At 48.6% G+C, this 24861-nt stretch carries 19 protein-coding genes and 6 pseudogenes; 12 read left to right on the forward strand and 13 right to left on the reverse strand.

The window, feature by feature from the left end:
- The first annotated feature begins 214 nt into the window (after nt 1-214).
- From Q0746_RS05635 to Q0746_RS05650, 4 genes are all read left to right on the forward strand, one after another.
- The gene (locus Q0746_RS05635; protein WP_298258137.1) at nt 215-2218 is read left to right on the forward strand and encodes a glycosyltransferase family 4 protein; all 2004 of its coding nucleotides are present in this window, start codon (nt 215-217) and stop codon (nt 2216-2218) included.
- A complete protein-coding gene (locus Q0746_RS05640; RefSeq protein WP_298258139.1) occupies nt 2208-2951 on the forward strand; it encodes a glycosyltransferase family A protein in 744 nt (247 codons plus the stop codon). Before Q0746_RS05635 ends, Q0746_RS05640 begins: the two co-directional genes overlap by 11 nt.
- A complete protein-coding gene (locus tag Q0746_RS05645) occupies nt 2948-3856 on the forward strand; it encodes an NAD-dependent epimerase/dehydratase family protein (protein WP_298258141.1) in 909 nt (302 codons plus the stop codon). The genes Q0746_RS05640 and Q0746_RS05645 overlap by 4 nt, the downstream gene beginning before the upstream one ends.
- A 146-nt stretch (nt 3857-4002) precedes the next feature.
- Complete coding sequence (locus Q0746_RS05650; RefSeq protein ID WP_298258143.1) at nt 4003-4980, forward strand: hypothetical protein; 978 nt, start codon at nt 4003-4005, stop codon at nt 4978-4980.
- 32 nt (nt 4981-5012) lie between these two features.
- Here the strand turns inward: Q0746_RS05650 and Q0746_RS05655 are convergent, their stop codons facing one another.
- Genes Q0746_RS05655 through gmd form a run of 3 tightly spaced genes read right to left on the reverse strand, consistent with a single transcriptional unit; the run spans nt 5013 to nt 8235 of the window.
- Nucleotides 5013-6185, reverse strand: coding sequence for a DegT/DnrJ/EryC1/StrS family aminotransferase (locus Q0746_RS05655; protein WP_298258145.1), 1173 nt, complete (start codon nt 6183-6185; stop codon nt 5013-5015).
- Between the two features lies 1 nt (nt 6186).
- A complete protein-coding gene (locus Q0746_RS05660; protein ID WP_298258147.1) occupies nt 6187-7110 on the reverse strand; it encodes a GDP-L-fucose synthase in 924 nt (307 codons plus the stop codon).
- A 3-nt stretch (nt 7111-7113) separates the two neighbouring features.
- Complete coding sequence (gene gmd, locus Q0746_RS05665; protein ID WP_298258149.1) at nt 7114-8235, reverse strand: GDP-mannose 4,6-dehydratase; 1122 nt, start codon at nt 8233-8235, stop codon at nt 7114-7116.
- A gap of 221 nt (nt 8236-8456) precedes the next feature.
- Between gmd and Q0746_RS05670 the strand changes: the two genes are divergently transcribed.
- A complete protein-coding gene (locus Q0746_RS05670) occupies nt 8457-9896 on the forward strand; it encodes a mannose-1-phosphate guanylyltransferase/mannose-6-phosphate isomerase (protein ID WP_298258151.1) in 1440 nt (479 codons plus the stop codon).
- 799 nt (nt 9897-10695) lie between these two features.
- Here Q0746_RS05670 and galE read toward each other — a convergent pair.
- The 4 genes and pseudogenes from galE to Q0746_RS05690 form a co-directional block, all read right to left on the reverse strand.
- Nucleotides 10696-11703 (reverse strand): annotated as a pseudogene (gene galE / locus Q0746_RS05675) (UDP-glucose 4-epimerase GalE); the annotation flags it as partial.
- Between the two features lie 4 nt (nt 11704-11707).
- Complete coding sequence (locus tag Q0746_RS05680) at nt 11708-12379, reverse strand: hypothetical protein (protein ID WP_298258153.1); 672 nt, start codon at nt 12377-12379, stop codon at nt 11708-11710.
- Nucleotides 12380-12418: 39 nt separating this feature from the next.
- Nucleotides 12419-14455, reverse strand: coding sequence for a glycosyltransferase (locus tag Q0746_RS05685; protein ID WP_298258155.1), 2037 nt, complete (start codon nt 14453-14455; stop codon nt 12419-12421).
- Between the two features lie 289 nt (nt 14456-14744).
- The gene (locus Q0746_RS05690; protein WP_298258157.1) at nt 14745-15902 is read right to left on the reverse strand and encodes an NAD-dependent epimerase/dehydratase family protein; all 1158 of its coding nucleotides are present in this window, start codon (nt 15900-15902) and stop codon (nt 14745-14747) included.
- A gap of 574 nt (nt 15903-16476) precedes the next feature.
- On the opposite strand from Q0746_RS05690, the pseudogene Q0746_RS05695 reads away from it, so the two are divergent.
- From Q0746_RS05695 to Q0746_RS05710, 4 genes and pseudogenes are all read left to right on the forward strand, one after another.
- A pseudogene (locus tag Q0746_RS05695) lies at nt 16477-16676 on the forward strand (IS3 family transposase); the annotation flags it as partial.
- Between the two features lie 208 nt (nt 16677-16884).
- Entirely contained in the window at nt 16885-17964 is a 1080-nt protein-coding gene (locus Q0746_RS05700) for a DUF4123 domain-containing protein (RefSeq protein ID WP_298258159.1), read from the forward strand.
- Nucleotides 17961-18620, forward strand: coding sequence for a hypothetical protein (locus Q0746_RS05705; RefSeq protein ID WP_298258161.1), 660 nt, complete (start codon nt 17961-17963; stop codon nt 18618-18620). The genes Q0746_RS05700 and Q0746_RS05705 overlap by 4 nt, the downstream gene beginning before the upstream one ends.
- A complete protein-coding gene (locus Q0746_RS05710) occupies nt 18613-19896 on the forward strand; it encodes a DUF2235 domain-containing protein (RefSeq protein WP_298258163.1) in 1284 nt (427 codons plus the stop codon). Before Q0746_RS05705 ends, Q0746_RS05710 begins: the two co-directional genes overlap by 8 nt.
- 6 nt (nt 19897-19902) lie before the next feature.
- On the opposite strand, the pseudogene Q0746_RS05715 reads toward Q0746_RS05710, so the two are convergent.
- Nucleotides 19903-20108, reverse strand: a pseudogene (locus Q0746_RS05715) (hypothetical protein); the annotation flags it as partial.
- Here Q0746_RS05715 and Q0746_RS05720 point away from each other — a divergent pair.
- Nucleotides 20101-20215 (forward strand): annotated as a pseudogene (locus tag Q0746_RS05720) (IS3 family transposase); the annotation flags it as partial. The pseudogenes Q0746_RS05715 and Q0746_RS05720 overlap by 8 nt on opposite strands.
- Nucleotides 20216-20767: 552 nt before the next feature.
- Here the strand turns inward: Q0746_RS05720 and Q0746_RS05725 are convergent.
- Nucleotides 20768-21303 (reverse strand): annotated as a pseudogene (locus tag Q0746_RS05725) (IS3 family transposase); the annotation flags it as partial.
- 219 nt (nt 21304-21522) lie between these two features.
- Here Q0746_RS05725 and Q0746_RS05730 point away from each other — a divergent pair.
- A complete protein-coding gene (locus tag Q0746_RS05730) occupies nt 21523-22047 on the forward strand; it encodes a DUF4123 domain-containing protein (protein ID WP_298258164.1) in 525 nt (174 codons plus the stop codon).
- Here Q0746_RS05730 and Q0746_RS05735 read toward each other — a convergent pair whose 3' ends face one another.
- From Q0746_RS05735 to Q0746_RS05750, 4 genes and pseudogenes are all read right to left on the reverse strand, one after another.
- Nucleotides 22048-22599: a hypothetical protein gene (locus tag Q0746_RS05735; RefSeq protein ID WP_298258166.1), complete on the reverse strand. Its 552-nt coding sequence runs from the start codon at nt 22597-22599 to the stop codon at nt 22048-22050.
- A complete protein-coding gene (locus Q0746_RS05740) occupies nt 22596-23222 on the reverse strand; it encodes a hypothetical protein (protein WP_298258169.1) in 627 nt (208 codons plus the stop codon). The genes Q0746_RS05735 and Q0746_RS05740 overlap by 4 nt, the downstream gene beginning before the upstream one ends.
- Complete coding sequence (locus tag Q0746_RS05745; RefSeq protein ID WP_298258171.1) at nt 23222-23470, reverse strand: hypothetical protein; 249 nt, start codon at nt 23468-23470, stop codon at nt 23222-23224. Before Q0746_RS05745 ends, Q0746_RS05740 begins: the two co-directional genes overlap by 1 nt.
- 402 nt (nt 23471-23872) lie before the next feature.
- A pseudogene (locus tag Q0746_RS05750) lies at nt 23873-24307 on the reverse strand (integrase); the annotation flags it as partial.
- Between the two features lie 278 nt (nt 24308-24585).
- Here Q0746_RS05750 and Q0746_RS05755 point away from each other — a divergent pair.
- Nucleotides 24586-24858: a hypothetical protein gene (locus Q0746_RS05755; protein ID WP_298258173.1), complete on the forward strand. Its 273-nt coding sequence runs from the start codon at nt 24586-24588 to the stop codon at nt 24856-24858.
- Nucleotides 24859-24861 lie beyond the last annotated feature (3 nt).

The following is a 24861-nucleotide window of genomic DNA, read 5'->3' on the forward strand; positions in this document are numbered from 1 at the left end:
CGGTTCTCAGTTTTCCAGGCCCAAAGGGTGGCGCATAACCGTTGGTAATCTTTCCATTGCTCATTCCTGAGTAGTTTCGAAGAGCAATAGGTTCGTTCTTTGGAAAGTGCTTTCAGTGGGCCCAGAAGATCCTGCCCCAACAACATCTGTACCCACGGTTCAAAAACAGATAGTGACAAAGAGGACAAGGTTCTGGGAAAGATGAATTCAAATTATGGGTATTTTCTCAAAGAAACGAGAGATTTTGAATGGCTTGAAGCGAAAAGATGACGTTGGCTTGCAGGCTATCAAAGTCGCTGACGGTAGTCTGTTGGAGCGGCTAAGTCAGAGTTTTGACGCTGCTTACTATCTGACGACATATGGTGATGTGCTGGCTTCTGGAAATGACCCGTTCGAGCACTTTATGAATCATGGCTGGCGTGAGCAAAGGCGACCCAATAGTTGGTTTGATCCAGAAGAATATCTAGCTCGCAATTCTGCACTGGTCGGAACTGAGACAAACCCGTTTGTGCACTACATGATGCATGAAAACTCGTCCAAAGTAGATCTGCATGGTAAGCTATCCACTTTGCACACCAACCGCGTGATGTATTGGGCAGCTGTCCATCAGGGATCTTCTGTAGATTCAAATACCGCAGTGGTTTTAACTGCTGAACAGCCACGTAAGAAAGATCTCAAACTTGTCAGGAGAACATTCGATACCGCATATTACAAAAAGCAAAACCCAGATTTGATAGGTAAAGTTAGCGATCTGTTTTTGCATTTTATGACAATCGGTTGGACTGAACTGCGTGATCCAAATCCTGATTTTTCCGTCTCGTACTATCTGCGGAACAATGAAGACATCCGACGCAAGGGGATCAATCCGTATCTACATCATCTAAAACGGGGACAAGAAGAACACTGGCGGCCGTTTGCTTCGGTTAGTGAGGTCGCAGCATTGGATAAGTTTGAGCAAAATCCATATATGCTCAAGATGGTAGCAGAAGCCAAAGCACTGGAGCCGATGGTTGCGCAGCCTGAAGGACCGCGGGTGATTACATCCCCGCTTCAAGCAGCAGCTAAGATAACTGATGTGTTTGAGGTGCTGCGCCAGAGGCTGGCGGGCAAGACCTATAAGTATATTGTGGCCATACCTCACGTTCGCCTGTCTGGTGCAAGTCGAGTTGCAGCCATTTTTGCCGACACTTTGGCCGAGGTGCGAGACCCTGCAGAGATTTTGGTGATCACGACCGATAGTTCCGAAAGTGAATACATCGAATGGTTTTCGGAACAGCTGGATATTTTTGACCTGTCAAAAGAGATAGCTGATTTGACAGAGGCAGAGAAAATAAGGGCGTTGATAGATGTTTTGCGGGGGGTTGAATGCAAAATTCTCGTCAATGTGAATAGCCGATTAACTTGGGAGGCGATGCGTACCTATGGTCGACAGCTGCATCAGGAGCTTCGCGTACTGACCTATCTGTTCACTTGGGAAGAGAACGCTAAGGGAGACCGTTTTGGGTATCCCATCGAATGGCTGCGCGATACATTCGATTATCACCACTTACTCATAACCGATACCAAGAGCCTAGCCAACGATATTGCCGACCGTTTGGGGTACGAGGTGGACACGAATGATGCTCAGGTGGTTTCGCTTTACACTCCTATTGCGGACGGAGAGGTTGCCGTAGCTAACCGCAGGAGACCGAATAACCAGTCCGGGCATTTCTTGTGGGCTGGCCGGTTTGCCCCACAAAAGCGTCTGGATCTTCTTGTAGCGATTGCGCGGGCAAATCCTAGCATGACCTTCGATGTCTATGGGAAAACGGTCTTAGGCCAAGAAGGCATAAGCAGTTTCGATCCGCCAACCAATATTATCTTGAAGGGGACATACACAGATCTGCAAACGGTTCTGGAAACACCCTACACTGGCTTCTTGTACACGGCGCAATGGGATGGGTTACCAACAATATTGCTCGACATGGCGGCTGCAGGTTTACCTATCGTAGCCTCCAACGTGGGTGGCATTGACGAGCTTTTAGATGTCAGCACCGGTTGGTTAATCGACAAGTTTGAGGTTATTGAGAGTTATAGCGCAGCCTTGAAAGAAGTGGCCGCTGACTCGTCGGTTGCTGACGTTCGGACTGCAGCACTACAAGCGCGGCTCGCGAGGCAGTTTACTCATACCGAATATGTTGAGAAAGTTGATCAATTGGTGAGCAAGTATGACGTTTGATTTGACCTGCATCATTACGGGACACCGCGAGGGGCGCCTTGCTGTGCCATCTCTGCGCTCATTTTGGACAGCAATCGAAGCGGCGCGCATGGCTGGGTTCAAGGTTGAGGTGATGATGTGTCTGGACCGCTCCGATGTCCTGACTCAGCAGCTATTTGAAGCCTATAGAAAAGATGCGGCTACGGTCGATTTCTACGACGAAGGGGATCAGGGCAAAGTCAGGAATGGCGCTGTTTCTAGTGCAAATGGCAAGTATTGCGCATTTTTGGATGCGGATGATCTGTGGTCACGAGACTGGCTGGTGGAAGCGTTGACCTTTCTCAAAGGCAAGCCGGATACTCATATCGCTCATCCACAATTTAACTACTTTTTTGAGAAACAGGCGACCATATTTACCCACGTCGATCAAGAAAGCCCTGAGTTTCGGCCCGATCTGTTGCGGTTCGCAAACTACTGGGATGCCTTGTGCGTATGCCCCACAGCCATCTACCGCGAAATACCGTTTTGTGTTCGAGATATCGCAGCAGGCTACGCCTATGAAGACTGGCAGTGGAATTGTGAAACCGTTGCCGCTGGCTACATCCACAAGGTTGTGCCAGAAACCGTTTTATTTAAACGCCGTCAGAAGCACTCGCAAACAGTGAAGGCGTCGGAGAACAGATCACTGACACGACGGCACCCGCTGTTGGCTTATGACAATGAAATATATACCAAAGCAGATCGTTCCCAATGATATTGATCGTTGGTGGAACCGGCTTTGTCGGTAAGAACCTTGTGCTTTCTCTCTCCAAACGCGGGAGTGCTCTTCGTGTTGTGTCGCGTAATCCGGACACTGAGTTTTTGAGTAAACATGCTCCGGAGGTTCAATCTCTGACGTTGGCGCAATTGATGTCTGACCCCAAGGCCGCGCTGCTTGATGTGACCACAGTGGTCTACCTTGCATCAACAAGCGTGCCGACAGCCAATTTGGAGTGCCCGTGGAGAGAAGCGCGCGATACTGTTGAGACGACTATGCGGATGATTTCCGCAGTTGCGAAGCACTCAAGTGCTAACGTAATTTATCTATCTTCTGGGGGCGCTATCTATGGCGATTTACCAGTAGAGCGGATCAAGGAACAGGATGAATTGCGGCCGATCTCTCCTTATGGCTTGGGTAAGAAGATGACCGAAGCCGCGCTTGACTTCATGGCGCGGACCCAAGGCCTAAAAGTGACGGTGCTACGTCCTTCAAACCCGATTGGCCGCTGGCAGGTCAATGTAAGTCAAGGCGTTGTAGGAGCAATGATGCGGGCCGCCCGTAAAGATACGATCTTTCCAATGTTCGGCGAAGGTGCTGCGGTGCGAGATTATTTTGACATTCGCGACTTGTCGGCGGCGATTGAGCTTATATTGGACCAACCTGAACTGTGTTTCGGTAGAACCTGGAATGTGGGCTCTGGAACAGGCATATCAGTGCAAGAGATCCTTAAGATGGTACAGGAAGTGAGTGGGCGGGAGATCAGGGTGAATCGATTGCCCGCACGTCCAGCTGATGTAGCGCGGACAGTTCTAGATACAGCTGCTATCCAAGCCGAATTGGGGTGGAGGCCACGGTATGAATTGCGCGGATCACTGCATGATATTTGGAAGGTGACTTGAGGGCTAGATGCACACAAGCTCTGTATTGTATAGACATGAGGGTAGTGCTGCCTCGGCAGAGACGTATGTCTGTAGTTGTTTTCTGTTAGCCGGTGTGGTTAGTCAGTCATGAATTCTCTCTTACCATCACAAGGCTCGACCACAGTATGGCAAATTCCCTAGATCAGTTTTTATGTGACTATAACGCAAAAATTTCTGAGACTCGAAAAAGTGACGATCAAAGGTTTTTGATTTATTCGGTAAAACGGCATGAAGTATTTTCGCAATCGCGTTTGGTTGGTGGCCTTGCCGACCGTTTGAAGGGCATAGTAGCAAGTTTCTGCTTGGCAACATTAACTGATCGGCGTTTCGTTATTGAGTGGGACACTCCATTTGATCTCACCCATAATTTCAAGCCAAGCCAATATGACTGGCTGTTTTCGAATGCACGAAAGTTTATCCTGCAAACGATGTCGGTTATGCATGTCGATATGATTGACCGAAGTGAGCTTGTTGATAAATTAACACCTGAGAAAATAGAATCTGAAGTTTTTGGAGGAGCTAACGTTGTCATTTTGAACATCAATAGTCCAAGAGTTCAGATGTTCTTAAATCACTTTACAGAAAATTATAACACTGACCTTGCGTTTAATCATCTGTTCACAACTGTCTTTAAGTTCCTGTTCAATTTTGTTGAGAAACCAACCTTCGCTGAATCACGAGCTGCGATACGTGAAGTTCGCGAAGCGTCTGACATGCTTGTTGGAGTTCACTTGCGCACTGGGGCCGGTAATGGATGGAAAGACCCAGGCCTTGATGACTGGCAGAACTATTCGAAAGTTCTGGAATATGCTTTTGAACATGCGAGAGAATCAGGAGCAAAGGATCCCAGCTTTTACTTCATCTCAGATTCCGTGGAAGCAAGGAATAAGGTTTTGGCTGAGTCATGGCCGCATCGGGTTCATTGCGACTTGTTTACGCCTACGCATATGGACAGAAGCGGAGAAGCAGATATTGAAGGAAATGACCTTACCTACCATGAGTTTCAAATGCTAAGTTCTACTGACAGGATTGTTAGCGGGCAGGGGGGCTTTGCCGCTCTTGCAGCCCAAATGGGTGGCAAGCCCTTTTTGAGATACGTGTAACGCGGCACACAAAGATATAAGATCTTTCCTGTTTAGGCGCGCAGTTTTGCCAACTCTTCCACTGCTTCGTTGATCGAGTAGTGATGGTTCCCGATGAACAAGCCGTTCGCATCGATATACTCTGCATTGCTTAGCTGGCCATGTATCACGTGCGGTATATGTTGCATCACAGGGTTCTTTGTGAAGTCACCTGCGACGATGGGGCGATACTCAAAACCAAGAGTTTCCAATTTGGCCAACAGTGCTTCACGGCTCATACCGGATTCAGGCCGCATAACAATAGAGAACCCAAACCAGCTACTGTCACCAATTTCTTGTTGGATCGTAAAGAGTGGGTGATTGGACAGCTTCTCGACAAACGCTTCAGCATTCCGACGGCGGCCTTCAACAAGGGCGGGAAGTTTTTTCAATTGCTCCCGACCAAGGGCACCTGACATTTCGACAGGGCGCAAGTTGTACCCCGGAAGAACAAAGTTGAAACTTTCTTCAAAGGCATTGTCGCTCTTGATTCCGGTAATTTTGTTTTCTTTTGGAAGGTGCCGTGTCCACCCGTGAGAGCGCATGGACAGCATGATATGGTAGAGTTCTTCATCATCTGTTGTGACAATACCGCCTTCCATCGTTGAAATATGATGAGAGAAGAAGCTTGAGAAGCTACCAACATTGGCAAATGTGCCAGTGTGTTTTCCCTCGAACTTTGCACCCATGCTTTCACAGTTGTCTTCAAGCAAAACGATATCGCGATCACCGATTATTTCCTTAATACGTGCGAAATCGTTGGGGTTTCCCAACAAGTTGACGATCATGATAGCGCGAGTGTTGTCGGTGACAGCTTCCGCTAGCGCATCAAGATCATAGTTCAATGTTGCACGATCAATATCTACAAACTTTTGCACCAACCCGTATTGCGCCAAAGGATAGTAGGTTGTTGGCCAGCTAACGGCTGGCACAATGACCTCATCACCCTTCTGGAGGCGCAGTTTTTCATTCTTTGTATAGAAAAGAGCTCCTGTCATCAAAAGGTTCGCAGAAGAACCAGAATTCACCATGACGGCATATTTTGATCCGAAAAATTCAGCAAACTCTTCTTCGAAGGCCTTAACTTCGGGACCCATTGAAAACATATCCGAAGAAATGACCCGCTGAATGGCGTCAAACTCAGCTTGATCCCAAGATGAAGTGGCTAGTGGAAAGCGAGCGCTCATGTTAAGTCATCTCCAGAAAATGTTTATAAGTTTTTGAAATTCCTACAGCGAGAGATGTTTCGGGTTGCCAACCCCAAGCTGTTTGACGCCCTGTATCACAGAGCTTTTGTTTCATGCCTACTGGCTTTGAAAGATCATGCACAAAAGTACCATTCCAACCAACGATGCCTGCGACTGCAGCGTAATAGTCGTTTACAGAGTGGTCCGATCCCACTCCAACATTCATCAGATCGGGAATGGTTTCGATGCTGTTGGCAGCTTTGTATATAGCATCGACCAAGTCGCCAGCATACATGAACTCACGGCGTGCGGTACCGTCACCCCATATCTCGATTGTGTCATGCCCTGCCTTCTCAGCCTCATAGACTTTTCTTATGATCGCGGGAATTAGATGCGAGCCGTTTGGGTCAAACTTATCGTACATTCCGTAGAGATTACAGGGTATTAGGGTCTTATAGACAAAAGACGGGTCCTCTTGCCGAATGTACATACAAAGACGCAAGGCCACCAATTTGGCCAGGGCATAGCCCTCATTCGTCGGCTCCAATTGACCTGTCAGAATCATTTCTTCTTTTAAAGGGTTAGGAACATCATGTGGGTAAATGCAGGTCGAACCCAAGTTCAGCAGATGCTTCACGCCTGCATTGCGCGCGCCCAAAATAACATTACGGCCCAACATCAAGTTTTGATCCAGAAAAGCTACAGGATCGGCCATGTTCGCCTTAATTCCACCGACACGTCCCGCAGCGTGTACAACGATATCAGGTTTATGTTTAGAGATATAGGCGGCAACAGCAGGTCCATCCATAAGATCAAGCTGCTTACTGGATGGATACAGAATATCCCAATCCTTGGCGCTTGCATGCGATAAAAGATTGCGGCCAACCATACCGCTACCACCAGTTAGAAAGAGCTTTTTGCGCAAGCCTTAACCCTCCCGCGAGGTGGGGGCCTCGTAGCCGTGGTCCAGCAACAATCGCGCACGGCGTGCACCTTTGAGATCTTCGGCAACCATCTCGGCACACATTTCTTGTGCCGTAAACTCAGGCGTCCACCCCAACAGTTTTTTTGCTTTTGCGGGGTCTCCTAAAAGCGTCTCAACTTCAGTTGGTCGGAAATAGCGCGGATCGATGCGCATGATCACATCGCCAACTTTCAGCGCAGGAGCTTTGTCACCGGAAATAGCCGTGACGGTTGCGACTTCCTCCAGATCTGCCCCAGTAAAGGCAACTTCGACGCCAAGCTCAGCCGCCGTCCAGCGGATAAAATCGCGAACTGAGTATTGTTTGCCAGTTGCAATTACAAAGTCATCTGCTGTGTCTTGTTGTAACATCATCCACTGCATGCGAACATAGTCACGGGCATGGCCCCAATCGCGCAGTGCATCGATGTTTCCCATATAGAGGCACGGTTCGAGCCCTTGAGCAATATTTGACAGGCCGCGTGTTATCTTGCGTGTAACAAATGTTTCACCACGTCGCGGACTTTCATGATTGAACAAAATTCCGTTGCACGCATACATTCCATACGCTTCGCGATAGTTGACCGTGATCCAATAGCTATACATCTTAGCGACAGCATATGGGCTCCTGGGATAGAAGGGAGTTGTCTCGGTTTGAGGCGATTCTTGTACCAACCCATAGAGCTCGGATGTAGACGCCTGATAAAAGCGTGTAGTCTTCTCAAGGCCAAGGAGACGGATAGCCTCAAGCAATCTGAGAGCGCCCATAGCATCAACGTCAGCCGTGTATTCCGGTGATTCAAAGCTTACGGCAACATGCGATTGTGCGCCGAGGTTGTAGACCTCATCTGGCCGCACTTCTTGCAAAATTCGTGTCAAATTAGAGGAATCAGTCAGATCACCATAGTGTAAATGAAAATTCGCGTTTTCGATGTGCGGATCTTGAAAAATATGATCGATGCGCTGCGTATTAAATAGAGAGCTCCGACGTTTGATGCCATGCACTTCATAGCCTTTAGCGAGCAGGAACTCTGCGAGATATGAGCCATCTTGACCCGTGATGCCGGTGATCAGCGCTTTAAGTGCCATCTAAGTCCTCCATACTGCGCCTTTGCCTACGAAATCAGGGCAAAACCTGCAAGGGACAAAACTCCCTATGTGATGTTGTTGTACATGATGCGGCGCACCTGCTAGTAGGCTATCATTGCCAAAGTGGTAGCCACTTTTGTGTCTGTGTCACTTTAGTATACACGCGGCTTGCCATATAAGACATTATTGGCTCATAGGCCAAATTCAACTTGGAGGTTTTTGTGACCAAAATCACACCGGTTATTCTTGCTGGGGGTTCCGGCACACGGCTTTGGCCTTTGTCGCGCAAAAGCTATCCAAAGCAATTTGTAAAGTTTTCTGAGGATCATACTTTACTGCAATCCGCCGTGCTGAGGATGTCGGCTGAACAGTACAACAAACCTGTGGTCATAACGGGTTCTGACTTTCGCTTTATTGTAACAGAGCAGCTTCTAGAAATTGGCGTTGATCCCGGCCTAGTTCTAATTGAACCTGAGGGTCGCAATACTGCGCCTGCGGTACTTGCCGCATCGCTAGAGATATCTAAGACCGACCCTGACGCGGTTATACTCGTTGCTCCTTCTGATCACGTTATTCCAGATACCAAGGCGTTCCAGAGTGCTGTAGAGGCCGGAATGGACGCGGTTAAAGAAGGCCGCCTGGTTATGTTTGGCATTTCCCCCGACAAACCAGAGACGGGTTATGGATATCTCGAACTTTCAGCATTGCCAGAGACAGAAGATGGTCCTCAACCCCTTTTGCGATTTATCGAAAAACCCGATAAAGATCGCGCTGGAGAAATGCTTGCGGCAGGCAACTTCCTTTGGAATGCAGGGATTTTCTTGTTTTCCGTCCGCGATGTCATCACTGCTTTTAAAACGCACGCGCCCGAAATGATTGGGCTAGTTCAACAGGCCGTAGATGATGCTCAGATCGACCTAGGATTTTTGCGGCTTGCACCTAACGCTTGGGCTGACGTGTCGTCCGTCTCGATTGATTATGCTATCATGGAGAAAAGCGACAATTTGTCAGTCGTTCCCTTTCGTGCCGGTTGGTCTGATCTAGGCAGTTGGAGCGCCGTACAAGAAGAGATGGGCGCCGATCTAGATGGGGTTACAACCCACGGGAACGTAACGGCTATCGAATGCGAAAACACACTCTTGCGTGCAGAAAGTGACGATCAAGAACTTGTTGGTATCGGATTGAAAGACCTGATTGTAATTGCCATGAATGATGCAGTTTTGGTCGCAGATCGAACGCGAGGACAGGAAGTAAAACTTGCCGTTGATGTACTCAAAGAGAAAGGTGTCAAGCAGGCCGAGAACCTTCCCATGGATCATCGGCCCTGGGGGAATTTCCAAACCCTAGCGCTTGCCGATCGATTCCAAGTGAAACGCATTGTAGTCAATCCCGGCGCCGCCCTGAGCCTACAAAGCCACCATCACCGATCAGAACATTGGATTGTTGTACATGGGACAGCAAGAGTAACCGTAGATGATAAGGTCACGCTGCTAACCGAAAATGAAAGTGTCTATATCCCACTGGGAGCAGTGCATCGAATGGAAAACCCCGGAATTGTGCCAATGGTTTTGATCGAAGTTCAAACTGGGCCATATCTGGGCGAAGATGACATTATCCGCTATGAGGACATTTACGCACGTGGCCAAGGCTCGCGAGGCTGAGGAATAGCTACCGCTAGCACATTTTAGACTCGCAATGGTTAATAGGTGCAAACAGGGTTTGAAGAACGATATCCAATGAGATGAGGGCAAAGATCTGAATCCGGTTCACTCAGCCTACAGATGCCCGATCACACCAGCCCCTCTAAGGGCGTTTTTCGACCAAAGCAATTTGAGAATAAAACCCGTTGTACATGAGAAAATGCTCTTTTACGACAAAATACTTACTCAATAGTTTGTTGAATTCTCCCATAGTCCATTCAAAATAGTGAAATTTATTTCCCGGGGGGCCATAGAGTGGGCGCCTACCATCTGCGGACAGCACCTCACGAGCGGGTGTTGAGATAACCATCTGGTCTATATTGCTCTCACTCAATTTGAATAGAAACTCAGATGGATTCTTCATATGCTCAATAACATCTGAGCAAATACATAGATCTGCGTCGGGATAGCCATCGGCACAGCTCTCTACAGAAATCCAATTATTTTCATTGAATTCCTCTTTGAGAAACTCAAGGGTTTTGCCAACCTCAACACCTGTTGTCTCAAACTCCGAAAAATACTTCATCAACTTGAACCCAGATCCCGTGCCCACGTCCAGTACTTTGCTCGCGCCGCTTTTCATAGCTACGTCTTGAGCAAATTTATAAACTTCATCCTGCCATTCATCACGATTGGGCGTGTCGTCAAAGGGAGGAACATCGGTGAAATATTTGTATCCCTTAGCCAGGAAAAAATGTTTCTCTGATCCGTCCGAAATCACGGTGGTATTAACTAGAGAATTTTTTCCTTCTTTCGATTCATCAGTATACCCCATCGGGTTTTTAGATTGCCAACGCCAGCTATCTCTACACATATCTTCCAATGTATGGGACGCGGACCATCCTAATTCGTCTTTGGCCTTTGAAGGATCCGAATAGCATGCGGCAACATCTCCTACACGTCGAGATTGAACGACGTAGGGAACCGGTTGTTCACTTGCATCTGAGAAAGCACTTACAACTTCCAAAACACTGTAACCAGCTCCTGTGCCCAAATTATATGTATTCACAACACCTGGCTTGAGGCCTTTGAGAGCTGCTACATGACCATTCGCCAGATCCATAACGTGAATGTAGTCCCGCACCCCAGTGCCATCCTCGGTATCAAAATCTGCACCAAACACATTCAGATGAGGTTGTTGCCCCACAGCAACCTGAGCGACATAGGGTAACAAATTATTGGGAACATCATTCGGGCTTTCACCAATATCACCAGATTGATGGGCACCTACTGGATTGAAATAACGCAGCAATACTGCAGACCAATCAGAGTTTGTGCCTACTACATCTCGAATAAGTTGCTCAGCCGCAAGCTTCGTTGTCCCATATGGATTTATTGGGTTGAGAGGATGCTCCACCGTGATCGGTAAATGCACTGGCGCCCCATAAACAACTGCAGAAGAAGAAAATATAATCTTTCGTATCTGCCGCTTCTCCATCTCACTTAAGAGAACATGCGTGCCCACAAGATTGACAGAATAGTATTCAATCGGTTTCTTAACACTTTCAGAAACCGATTTAAGGCCTGCGAGATGAACAACACACTCGGGTTCAAAATCATCGAGAGCATGTGCAATATCTGTAGGAGTACAGACGTCGCCAAAAAATACTTTCACCGGACGTTGGCTTAACTTTTCGAGCCTTTCGATAACAACTGGGGATGAGTTGTTAAAGTTATCTATTATAGCCACTTCATGGCCAGCTTCCAGAAGCTCCAAATAGGAATGCGACCCGATATACCCTGCACCGCCTGTGAGTAGTATTTTCACGTAATTAAGCCCTTCCCATGCGATCACTAACATTGTTCATGATCGTATTCCATCGACGCGTAAGTGCATCGTGAAAATCAATTGCAGACAATATTTTAGGGGAATTTTCAGCAATGGTTAGGCTTTTTTCTTCGATTACCAAGAACTCATGTTTGCAGCCATCATAGCATAAATTTGGAACACCAAATCCAAAACCGTTCTTAACATTACTGGTTTCGGGGTACAGTTTTTCGATATCAGACCTTTTGGAATTGGGCGAATTAGTTTCAGTATGCTCGCCATTTACAAAAAGAGAGATCCTTGGTTCGTTGCTCGGTATTTGAACGACCCATCCTTGAATACGTTTTCCTTCTGGTCTGAGATTGCTATACACGATCGGCCTGCAGTCTCTGTCACCGCGCCTAAAATTCATTACAGAGCTTGTGACGATATCATTGTGCCGAGTCAAATTGACTGTCAGCGCCAAAGACGCAAGCACATCAGAAACTGGCAAGGGAAACGAGCATACATAAGGTTTAGAAGGCTCCAACACACCATCTTCAATATTTTCTGATTGAACTATCTGGTCGGATGACAAGATTTGAACTTGCAAACCACCTTCTAAGCCCGATTCATTGGTAGAAACTGTGACTTCTAGTTTGCCGTGATTTAGTTCGGCCTGAATGTTGAAATTCATACTAGTCCTCCTTTGTGAAGCATTATCATATGTGGATTGCTAAGGGTCCGATTTTGGACGACCAGAGGAAAACATGTTTTTCAATTTTTTAGCAATTCGCATCACTGGCCCATTTTCTTGAATCTCATTGGACAGGTTCTCTCGATTTTTCAGCTCCGTAAACATAGCGTTGTTTAACATTATCATCGCGTCTTTGATGTTACCTAATTCATTCAGTTCATTTTTAGATAAATTCGAGTTGTATGGTTCATCGCCGAAAGTACCACTTTGCGCAGCTACACTATCCGAAAAACCAAAACTCCTGATGACCTGTTCTTCAAGCAGGCTGACCTCACAATGAATTCTCGAGATGAACGCCGGATCACATTCTTCAATACGATCGAGTTTGCGCCGCGCCGCGACCAACAGGTAGTTCATTAGTTTTGAAAAGCCGGACGACGTCGTTGTGCTCAGACCGTACTGCATCCCAAGCTTGTAAACTTTTTCTGAAATCAGAAGCCAATCCTCAACATGCTTAGGCGTCACTCCAAATGTGATAGAACCTTCGCGCTGACGGTAGAAATATATCTCCTCCGAGAAGTTTGCTACCCGCTTGGCCTGCAAAAACAACTCGGGGCAATAGAGTTCATCTTCATGGTACAAATCTGGCGCGAACTTCACCTCGTTGGCCAGGGTCCTTTTTATCAACTTATTGGCAGCAATATGTCCGAACTTTCTGTCACAGAAGGCTGCAAAAATGTTCCGCCCAAACACTTCGCTTTTCTCTATGTGTGTTCTAGGTTTGGTCTCTCCCGTAGTCTCGTAGTAAGCTGAATGGGTTGAGACAACTACGTCAGAGGAGGTGCGCATGGCCTCATTGTACAGTCGGTCGATTGCGCCCGGGGCCAAGAAATCATCACCGTCAAGAAAGTAAATAAACTCCGCCTGCGACTTCGCAACTCCTGCATTCCGAGCACGTGATAAGCCACCATTTTTCTGTGTTATTACTGAAATTCGTTTTGGGTGTTTCTTCTTGACCCTAGAAATAACTTTGGCAGTATCATCTGTCGAGCCATCGTTTACAATAATGACCTCAATTTCCTCAGAGCAAGTTTCCACAACAGAAAGGACACATTGCTCCAAATAGTCTTGAACATTATATGCCGGAACAATGACCGATACTTTTGGTTTTGTTTTCTTTCTTATTGGAAGTGCCGCCGAGAGCTCAATCGTTTGATTGTTATTCTTAAAGAATACACTTCCGTCAGAAAAGAATTCGGGCACCTTTCGGGGAAGGATGTCGTCAAACAATTCTCTAAGTTCAGTAAACTCTTCATCGCTTACTCGTGTAGAAAGTGCTTTGTTGTGTAGCCGTATCAACCGCGCCGGAATGTCAACGCTCTTAAGAAGTTTCTCTCGAACCTGTTCAGCCCTTTGGCCCATTTTTTTCGCATTTTTAGTGGTAATAGAAGCTGCGTGATGGCGCCGGAAAACCAGAGGTGCCTCTACGACAAACGCTCGAACTCTTTCCTCGAATATTTTTGTCGCCCATGCCTCGTAGTCGGCGGCGGGGAAAAAATTCAAGTCAAATCTAAAATCACTTTTGACAAGTAGATCGCGCGTCATCATGACGCTTGGGTTGGCGAGAGGGGATCCAAACAATGTGCTTCTAGCTAGTCCTGCGCCTTGCTGCGGCATGCGCCAAACACTTTTCACAAGAGCGGGGCTATCACCCGCTGCGACCCAACTTCCACATAAATCGTATCCGTTTTGCAAACAAGCAAGCTGACGTTCCACTCGGTCGGACCTACAAATGTCATCCGCGTCCATAATGGCGACATAATCACCGCTAACTCTTTCGAATGCCTGATTTCGCCTAGTCAAGTTCCCTTTGTTTTCAGAGTTCTCAATAAGGTGCAGTCTGCTGTCTTTGATTTGTTGTAAAACCCTAACTGTATCATCGGTTGACCCGTCATCGACTACTATTAGCTCTATGTCTTTATGAGTTTGTGACAAAATAGAGTTTACAGAGCTATGGACATAGTTAGCCCCATTGAAAATGGGCATGCAGATAGACACTAGTTCTTTTTTATTCACCGGGTCAGACCTCGATTAGAGCGATATTTGACATTCTTTCAGTCACACGACAGCTAGCAGATCCTCGACCTTTGCCCTGTAACTTTGATTGATGCATTTTCAGCCTTTGGTCAATAATTCAGCCATCGGTCGATCTCTAAAGCTACTTTAGCAACGCTTATAGTGAGCACCAACATGATCTAAAACTATGCTATTCGAACCTACAAATATTCATGTTACCGGCCACCGAATGCAACTTGGGCATAGACTAATTTGTTCAAGTTTGCCTATGCCCATTTTATAGACCGAGTTAGCTCCAAGTGGAGACGCACGGGATTTTTGTTGTGTCGCAACGATGAGCATATTTGGAAGCTATCTCTTTAACTTCTTCCATCAAGCCACCTTCAAGCTTTTTCGGCTCAAGTCCGAGACCAAGAAAGCGGTCGTTAGCGACAAATAGATCATTTTCTGCAGCTTCATTCCTCGGGTTCTCAAGATACGCAATGTCGGCACCCATTGCGTCTTGAATCATTTTGGCCAAATCACGCACACGGTGCGTTTCAGTCATCTGATTGAGGATGCTCACACGTTCGCCCTTGGCAGGAGGATTGTTCAACGCAATCTCAATACACTGACAGGTATCCTGTATGTGAATAAACGCTCGAGTTTGACCACCAGTCCCATGCACTGTCATCGGATAGTTTACAGCCGCTTGCATGATAAACCGGTTCAGAACGGTACCGTAGTCACCATCATAGTCAAAGCGGTTGATCAGACGTTCGTCCATCTTGGTCTCTTCGGTTTGGGTACCCCAAACAATACCCTGATGCAGGTCTGTCACTTTAACCTGATCGTTCTTGTTGTAAAAAGCGAACAACAGCTGATCTTGGGATTTGGTCATGTGGTAGATTGAGCCCGGATTCGTCGGATACAGAATTTCCTGCTCGTTCTCGCCTGCTGGTGTATCAACCTTGACCTTCAAGTAACCCTCAGGGATCTGCATTCCTGCAGTGCCATAGCCATATACGCCCATGGTCCCGAGATGGATCAAGTGAATATCTTGACCAGATTCTACGATTGCTGCGAGCACGTCGTTGGTCGAGTTAATGTTATTCGTGACGGTGTAGCGCTTGTGGTAGCTGGATTTCATTGAATAGGGTGCCGCGCGTTGCTCGGCGAAATGCACGATGGCGTCGGGCTTTTCTTCTTCAATAAGTGTCAAAAGGCGGTGATAATTCTCACCCACCGTAAAGTTAACGAACTTGATATCTTTGCCGGTTAGTTCCTTCCAAACACGGATGCGCTCTCCGATAGGGCGAATGGGCGTCAGGCTCTCGACCTCCAGCTCAAGATCAATGGCACGGCGGCTGAGATTGTCCACAATAACAACATCATGACCCTGCTTGGAAAGATGCAGCGCGTTGGGCCAACCACAAAAACCATCACCGCCGAGGATAACTACTTTCATCCGACTTCCTTCAACATAGTTAAACTTTAGGCACCTTATGACGAACTTCGGCAAGATATAAAAGGTGTTTTCAGGGTAAGCCCAGACGTGGGTGTTTCACAGAAACAAACTGTTTGACACTCGGCAACGTAGATATCGTCTTGAACCACAGTACTTCATTTGCTTTCAGTGCCAGAGTGTGCCGGTTGCCTACTATAAATGGACTGGCATTTTCAACCGTAGAATTTCCCCGTAACTTGAGGACCCCACGCGTCTGGCTGGGCTTGTTTGCAGGCTAAAAGACCAACAAATGAAGAGTCATTGAAGGCTCAATTTGACTACCTCCATATGGCGCGCTACCTCGAAATACTGAACCGCCCCCTGCTTGCCGGAGGCTCCAACTCATGAGTAGGATGGAGCATCATGAGAGCCGTTGGTAGGCGATTGTGTCGATTTCTGCGAGGATCGGTTGTGCGCCGCAGACACTAAACGAATAGGTCAAGAAGTTCGGGGTTGATACCGGCCAGCGCGACGGCATCACAACCGAGATGGCGGACAAGACGAAAGCGCTGGAATGCGAGAACCGCGAGCCCACACGATCAACGGTTTATTCAAGGCCGACATCATCCACAGGCGTGGGTCATGTCGCAGCTTTGAGGCCGTTGAATACGCCACCATGCAGTGGGTCGATTGGCTCAACAATCGCCGCCTGCTGGAGCCTATCGGGAATATCCCGCCAGCTGAACCGGATAAAACTTCTATGAGGTTCTGGAAAGATTAGACATGGCCACATAGCAAAGATAAATCAGCCTCCGGAAAACAGGGAGCAGTTCAGTCGAGGCACATTCCAATTGCAAGATATGCGTAATGTATACGGGTGTTGCGTTTTGGGTCGGGTTCTTTCTTGTAAGCACCCGAAAAAGGCATGTTCAGCGGTTGTGCTACGCTTCGCATACAGTATCTTGTGCGTATTACATTACGTAGATTCACATAGGCGACTGCATTGAGCGCGAACACCGAGTTAAACGACTACTGGACCCAGCAATACAGCCCCCAGGAAACGCCGTCAGACCCGCTACTGAACATTGAGAATATCGAAAACGTTGAGCCGCTCGATGCGCAATTTGGCGTCGCGGACCCCAAGACCGTACCGGATGCGCTCTATGCGCCAGTTTTCGGGCAACCAGAGCCGCTGGAATTTGAACTAGAACAAGCGGAAGGCGACCCCGCAGCGGTGCCGCCGCTGCACACCTACGCGATCCTCGATGCCGCCAAGGTTCCGAGTTTGCCGGAGCTGCTGGCAACCTCAGGGCTAGATCACCGCTGCCTGTTCAAGGGCGATGCGTTCGACGAGCTGAAGGACGTGGCCCCATGGATCGTGCGCCTTGAGGCCGACCACAAGTTCACTCGCAACTTGTTCACGCGCTCGAAAGCTAGATGGCACCTGTGGGATGCGGAGCCGGGGATCTACCTCAGGTCACGCGGGACGCTCGACGACATGTGGGCGCACTTTCGGAAGTTCACTAAGGTGCAGGATGAAAACGGTAAGTGGTTCTATTTTAGGTTTTGGGAAATTTTGATCGGTGAAGGATTTGAGCCAGATGTAATAGAGCAGGATGTTTCGCTATTCGGTCCTCTATTTCTCCCAAATAGGCCCAGTGTAAGCTCAGTCATTATGTATCGAGTAGGTCTGTGGAAGATTCTCAAGAGAACGAGCGATAGTGCGTTGCATGAGAAGCGGTGGAAGTTTAACGCACAGTCCAAGAAAGCTATCACGCGGCTCAAGGTCGAGGCTGATTTGCACGCATTGGCGCATGTAGTGATGAAGAGCATTCCGCCGGAGCGTGGAAGTCAACGCAAAGAACTTCGCACCCGGTTAGTTGCAACAGGCCACCTCTTCCTTCGTATGGGTTACAAACAACGTGAACACATTGCCAAGCTAATGACTTGGGAGGCACTATTGGGACCTGATTTTATTGAAACCTACGCTAATGGCGAGGTTGCCCAGATCGTGCAATCTGCAAACTCAGCCGCTGTGTCTATAGATCGCATCAAAACTTTGCTCCAAAAGGATTGCTCATGACTCGAAAAATAGTCTGGATCGTCACATCTGCTTTGGTCGTGTCAGCTGGCATTTTCTGGAAATATGGGCCGGCTTGGCAGAACCCCCGACCTGCTACGTTGTCGTTGAACGTCACAAACCATATTGCGGTTCCTATCATTCGAGGGGTTGAATTAAATGGTTTTACGTTTTCGAGAATCCGTGCAAGCAATATTGGAGACACAGGGGGGACGCCCTACAAAAGCCGCTGGAGCAATGATTTAGATTTTACGCTGGTCTGGATCGAGATGATCAGCAAGCAGGCTTGGCGGGCAAATTTCTCAGTTCCGATTGAACGGTTGACGACTTTTGGGGAAGACGAACGGCATGCCCAAATTGAACTAAAAATTTTAGCAGGTGGTGATTTTAGCATTGAAACGCCGCAAGTAGAGTATGCGCGTTTGATCGGACTAAATAGGACCGGCGAAGTTACTGATGACATGGTTCAAGACATCGTGCTCGAATCATCTTGTGCGGACCGCCTGGATGATGATGATCCGGTTCGGCTTGAGTTGCTGGCTGGTTTTGAAGACTGGTCTGTTGAGGGAAAGTTAAAGGGTCGAGCCACATGGATTCAGCGCAAGCTTCCGCTGCCTTCATCTAGATGCACGCCAGATTGGACGGTTGAAGGTGAATGATCTGACAACACCCAACCCGCAAGATGCCATACGTTTGGCCGACGAAGCTGCGGCAGAGGTGGGCACAGGAGATGTTGGAACTACCACCGTATCATGCGACGTGATTTGTATTGGTGTCTTCTTCGATGGAACGAATAATTCCCGTAACCATGTCGGCAAGTCCGGTATCAATTGGCATACGAATGTGGATTTTTTGGAACAACTCTATGCCCCAAATGAAGAGGAATTTGTACCTTACAAGGGGCAAATGCGGCGCTTTATCTACGGCAAAAGGTACATGCGAGGGATTGCTGTACAGGAAAACGGGACGACGATTGATTGGCGTGACCCCGCTAATTTCTTAGATGGACTGAACGGTGGCATGAGGGGTATGGGTGATCAGGGCGTTTACGTGCGTGTACAAGAGGCGATTAGGCAAGTTAATGATCTCATCACCGAATTGAGTGCCGGGCAAAGCGTTTGCGACATTGTTCTGGATGTTTTTGGATTTTCTCGTGGGGCTGCCGCAGCCCGATATTTTGCCAATCAGGTGCAGGCCCATGCCATCACCGCCGAACATGGCAGTGCAACGGTGCGGTTCTTGGGGCTGTTTGACACCGTTTCTTCTATTTACCTTCCAGGGCAGATGGTTGGGTTAAGCGATCTTCCAATCACGACCAGCGGTTTATACGGTACTGATATCTTTCACATAATTGCGGCAGATGAAGTGCGGTATAACTTCCCGAGTACACGTGCATATGGATCTGAAATGTACATGGTGGGAGCACACTCAGATATTGGCGGCGGCCGTTACGAGCCAGGGCAATCCAATCAAGGCTTTTATCATTACAACCCCTATATGGCCCGAGGATTACACAATTGGATAATCGAAAAGTGGGGGGTCCCGGGAAACACACAAAGCATAGCGCGGAACGATAGAGGCGATATTTTGAATGGCCCGGGTTCGCCGCTAATACGGGGTAATGATCGCGCTACATTTACTTGGCAGGCTGAACACGGGCTTCAAAACGTATCCTTGCGTTTAATGTTTGACAAGGCCAAGAGATCCGGTGTGCCCTTGCCTCCATCGGTTCCTAACACCATTGCTAAAAAAGATACATCATTGGACAGTGATTTATCCACATACTATAGCTTTCTTAGTGAAAACGGGGTCTGTACGGATGTGGGGTTTGAAGATCATATCCGCCGAAAGTATGCACAGTTTTCTGGTGGAAATGACTTAGCCGGCGCCATGGTTCTTGAGGTGTCCGGAGAACGAAGAAGTATTAAAATATAATATGATCTTTGGCTGTTTCATTGGTACTTTGAGCCCCTCGCGTCGCCACAAACCTTCCACAAGTTTGTCATTTACCCATTGCACGGCAGGCGATTAACAAAAGCAAATCTGCCGAGAGCGGGCTGGCCAGCATCTCTCAACAACACTGCGACCCGACGGTAGCCATGTCGATCGTACTGGCGCGCCAGCTCAATCATGTCCGCGATCAAACGGCTGTGGCGATCCCTGGAGTATGAATGTGTCTATCTGAATACCGTCGAGACCGGCTCAGAAATGCGAGCTGGGATCGGCAAGTGGTTAACCTTACAACGCTGAACGCTTGCAGTCGACCCACGGTTTATTGGCCTCCGATGAGGCGTATTCCCAGCAAAACAGGATCGATGAGATTAGCAGCCTAAATCAAACCCTGATCCATCTTAAGAAGGCTGCAAACTGGTCCAAAACCTAGGACCACATCTCGTTTACAGCGGTTGTACGGAGAACCCCTAGATTACGAGAGGCGTAGCCTTGCATCGATGGATGAGTTTTCCTGCCAAAAGGTAAAATTTTTGTTCAGCGTTGATATCAAATAATTGGCGTTATGTAATAAATCCGGGCAGATCAGACTGAGCCTACATAGTCTGAAAAAAATTACATGTATAATATCAGTACATTACCATTTTACTCATGAGGCGCACCTACAGCCAGTTTATCCCCATTCCCAAATTAGGCACCCTGTCGTAGCCAACTTCATTGGCATTACTCAACTCCCTCACGACGTTACTCTACCAGAAACTCCCAAAGATGATCGTGTCTACGTTGAACTGAATAGCGCCAAGTCACCTAGACACCCTGTTGGCTGATATTGCGCTGACTGTTTTCGAAGGCGACAGGCGACCGCGTTGTCATGACAGTTTCCACGCCTTCTCATCCGACGTTGTGCGCCCGCAGAAATGCAGCCCAATCCCGACTGATATATTGGGAATTCTGGTCTGTCTGGATCAAGACGGATTGCTTTGGCTTTCGTAGTCAAACGGCCGGACACAGGAACCCCTCTTAGGTATTGATGTAAGTGATATCTGAGACCCAAGCCGTGTCCGATTTAGCGACATCAAACTGCCGATCTCAGCACGGCGCCCTGCCAATCGTGCCAGCCTGAAAACGCGGTTTGGGCCACTTATCTCACCTTGTTCGATGAAACCGTCATGCAGTTTGCGATACTCTAAGACCTTTCCGCTGTCTTAGCGGGTTTTTAATCCATGCATGAAAACCATTGGGCGAATGCTGAAGCAACGGCACATCCGGCGCACTGAAGAAAGGGGGCGGTGATCGGCGATAAACGCCTACTTCATCTTGCACCCTTGGCGAAGTACGCGGCGGCCTTTTTAATAAGTCGCGTTCCTCCGTCGACCGCGCCAGCTTACGCTTGAAATCTTGACCGAAGTTGGGCGTTCCCATAACGGCCTCCTTGCATCAAAATTCGGATCGTTGATCTTCAAAACTAGTCCCTGTTACATAAATTGGCAACTTGACAGAGCCGAGTAAGAGGGTAGCCTCAATCGAATGAACAAAAGTAAGTGCACAAGCCTGATGCAAGAACTTCCCACGCCTTTACCCTTGGATCTGCAATTTGGCGCTGCCTCCCCTATGGATTTACCCGCCGAATTGAGAAATTGGATATTTGGTGACACCGAGACGCAGGTAGAGCTTACGCGAACTTTCGCGTTGCTTGACGCCGCAAAAATACAGGGACTTCGAGAACAGCTTGATGCATCAAGTTTGACCTATGGCTGCTTATTTCAAGGCGAAGCCGAGGAAGAACTGGCTGAGGTGGCACCATGGCTCGTCGAACTTCGACCCGGTATCACGTTTACTCGGCGCTTGTTCACGAAGCACCCGGATACCGCGACCAGCTGGCACCTTTGGGACAGTAACGCTGCTGTGTTTCTACGCAGCAGCGCAGGCCTGCAGGCGGTTCGCAAGCATTTGCGTAGATTTACCCGAGCGCAAGATCGAGCCGGAAAATGGTATTTTGTGCGCTTCTACGACCCGGCAGTTTTGCCGGGTTTTATAGAAAGCTTACCTGACGAAAAACGAGCGGCATTTTTTGGGCCAGTTGACGCGTGGATCGCGCCTGGCGCGCGTCACTGGCTTCGCATTGCCAAAGAATAGTCAGGCTTCTTCGCTGCCGCTGTGATCGACATCGTCGTTGCCGTCGATCGATGGGCCCTGAAATGGATCAAAATCAGGATAGCCGAACGCGCTCTTGAAACGAATTACGAAATCTTGTTCCAACGCGGACCGCGCGTCCGGAGCGGACAAGTCGGCGCGCGCAAATTCCCGCAGCATTTGAAAACTCGCAAGGAGTTGGGGTCTCGATATATCGCTAATAATTTCTAGCCGATCTAAGGGCGCATCCTCGTCCGGACTCGGTTGCGACTCCGCCAAAAAGAATAGCCCACCTTCGGCGTCGTGGCTCACATGCATAATCCGCGACATCCCGTCGTGAACGACTGAATAGACTTTGGAATCTGGATCTTGCTTTAGCTCATTCGCGGCCACAAATTCGAGCGCTACCTTTCCGGCGGCGGCCTTGAATATATCGTCCCAAAGATTGATGAGCGCGTAAAACGACACTGGATTCTCAACCCAGTCGTGAAACGGATAGCTGGGCGCTTGCTGGTACTTTTCAAGCAACGTGTCGATGAATAGATGCGGCGTCATGACATGAACGCGTTTACGGTGCCGAAGACGTTGATGTCGTATCGGATTTGTCCGCTGTAGCGGTTCAGACTGCCAGGCCGATTGTCGCGCGAATTGAATGCAAGACCCGTTGGCGGCTGACGCTGGATGAAGGCAATTGTTTTGGCGAGGATGTCAAAACTTTCAATGTCGCGGAAGTCGCGCCTCGAGGCTATGCCACGCGCAAATTCGTGGGTCAGCCCAGCAATCATGACCCCCTCGCGCACAAATACGGTCCGCCCTTCGACCAAATAAGGCCCGATACCCTGCGGTGCGGTTCGGTCGCGCTGATCAACGAAGCTGCCCTGAGCCTGCATGTTGACCATACACCAGATGCAGCTTTCGCAATCCTGTAAGCGCCGCTCGTCGGCCTTTGAGCGGTCCCCAGCTTGCGTCTGAATAGCATCAACCTCGCTTTCGGTAGCTGGCGTGTCGAGATAGTCGTCAAGCAAGTCTACAACCACCACGCCGCCGATAAGCAGGGCCGCGCCACCTAACACGGCCATTTCCGTCGCAGTCAACCCGACGGCTGCGGTTGTTCCGACGGCTGCGGTACCGCCTCCTGCAGTTGCGGCGGCCGGCACCAATGGAGCGAGAACTGGCATTAATACCCCTCCTTTATCAAATATCGCGTCACATCGTAGATCACTCGCACCCGCGTGTTAATACCGATCCGGGAGTTTCGTAGCGTGGCTTGCAGATCCGGACCTTCCATCGCCTCTACCCCGCGTATGAAATACAGCAGCACCAAAAGTACATAGCTGTCGTAGCTTGCCGAGGGGTGGTCCTTAAGAAAAGCGTGGGTCCGATCAAACAAAGCATTGCCGACGACCTCGAATTGGTCCCGGGACAAGGGAGGCTCCAACTGCGTTTTTTCAAAGCAATGTTGCACCACGCGCGCACGAAACTGTCTGACGGCGTGGACAGAAAGCACCTCGCGCTCACTATTCTCTATAATCCAAATATTAGAACTCGATTTAAAATGTGTCAGTGCAATACGCGCCAAACAAAGGACGCGCATATTATTCGTTAATTATTGACGAGGCCGACATCGGTGTAAAGCGCATCTCCTCAACAAAGACAAAGTATTTTTCTTCAAACACCCTCTAACATTGCATCGAGCGGTAGACTTGTCCTACGTTACGGCCAACGTTAAATATAGCTCGCGCACTCGCATCTAATCCTCGATTAGACGGGCCGCACCGCTGCACCGAGAAAACATGACCAACGGCAGCTTTGGGCCGCCAGAAAAGGCGATCCAGTCGCACGGGATCTGCGCGTACTGACGGGTGAAAATGTGCAGCCGATCGTGAAGTCGCTCAGACCAAAGATATTCTGACCCGACCATTAATTCGTCTTCCATCCATTTCTCAACTGACGCTCTAGTCCCATCCGATATCTCAAACCGTACAGGTTTCTGTGTCTTGCTCTGTAACACCGACGCCCGTTTCTTGACTTGGCCGGACGCAAAGACGTCAACCACCTTCATTCTCACGAGATCACACCCGCGAAGCTTGCTGTCGATTATCATGTTGAAGAGTGCGAGGTCGCGATGGTTCTCGACCAGTTCCAGTCGAACTCGGATTGCCCAAACATGTTTGGGCTTCAGCGGTCGTTTCTGACCAACGATGCGACCCTTGTTCCAAGCTGGGCGAAGTGCGCGAATGGCTGGTAGGTTTGGTGTCTCCATGACTGATCCTCCAATCCGCCATGCCCTCTCACAACGACAACCCCACGTTGGCAAGCCCTAATATCATAGGATGTTGCGCCGCATCTTAAGCTTGTTCCGCGCTTGTCCCAATCGACGCTATTCCCGTGCAGAACGCTCCTGACGGTGACTAAGTATTGAACTTCGCCAGAGACACTTTGAGGCACATCAGATAGTTAGACCCATATCAGGAACGTTTTGAGCCTTTTGAAGCACTTCGGTTACCTGTTTCTGCACATTTTCTTTAAGGATCACACACAATGTCAGACGATACGTCGCAGACCCACTACATTTGTCAGACCTACATCGAGACAAAAGGCTCAAAGGGCGCTCCGGCTGGCGTCAAAATTGACAAACAGTTTCAGTATACAACGGCGGAAGAGGCTGAGAGCCGCGCAGAGCGTGCGAGCCAAACCCCTGATTGTGCAGGCGCGGACGCTTATATGATTGTCGAGGACCGAAGTTCTGGCGAGATAAGCCCGCCAACATTTCTAGTTCGGATCGGAAATGTGCCAGAGTTCGATGATTTTTGATCG

It is taken from the genome of uncultured Litoreibacter sp. (assembly GCF_947487515.1).
Classification (GTDB): domain Bacteria; phylum Pseudomonadota; class Alphaproteobacteria; order Rhodobacterales; family Rhodobacteraceae; genus Litoreibacter.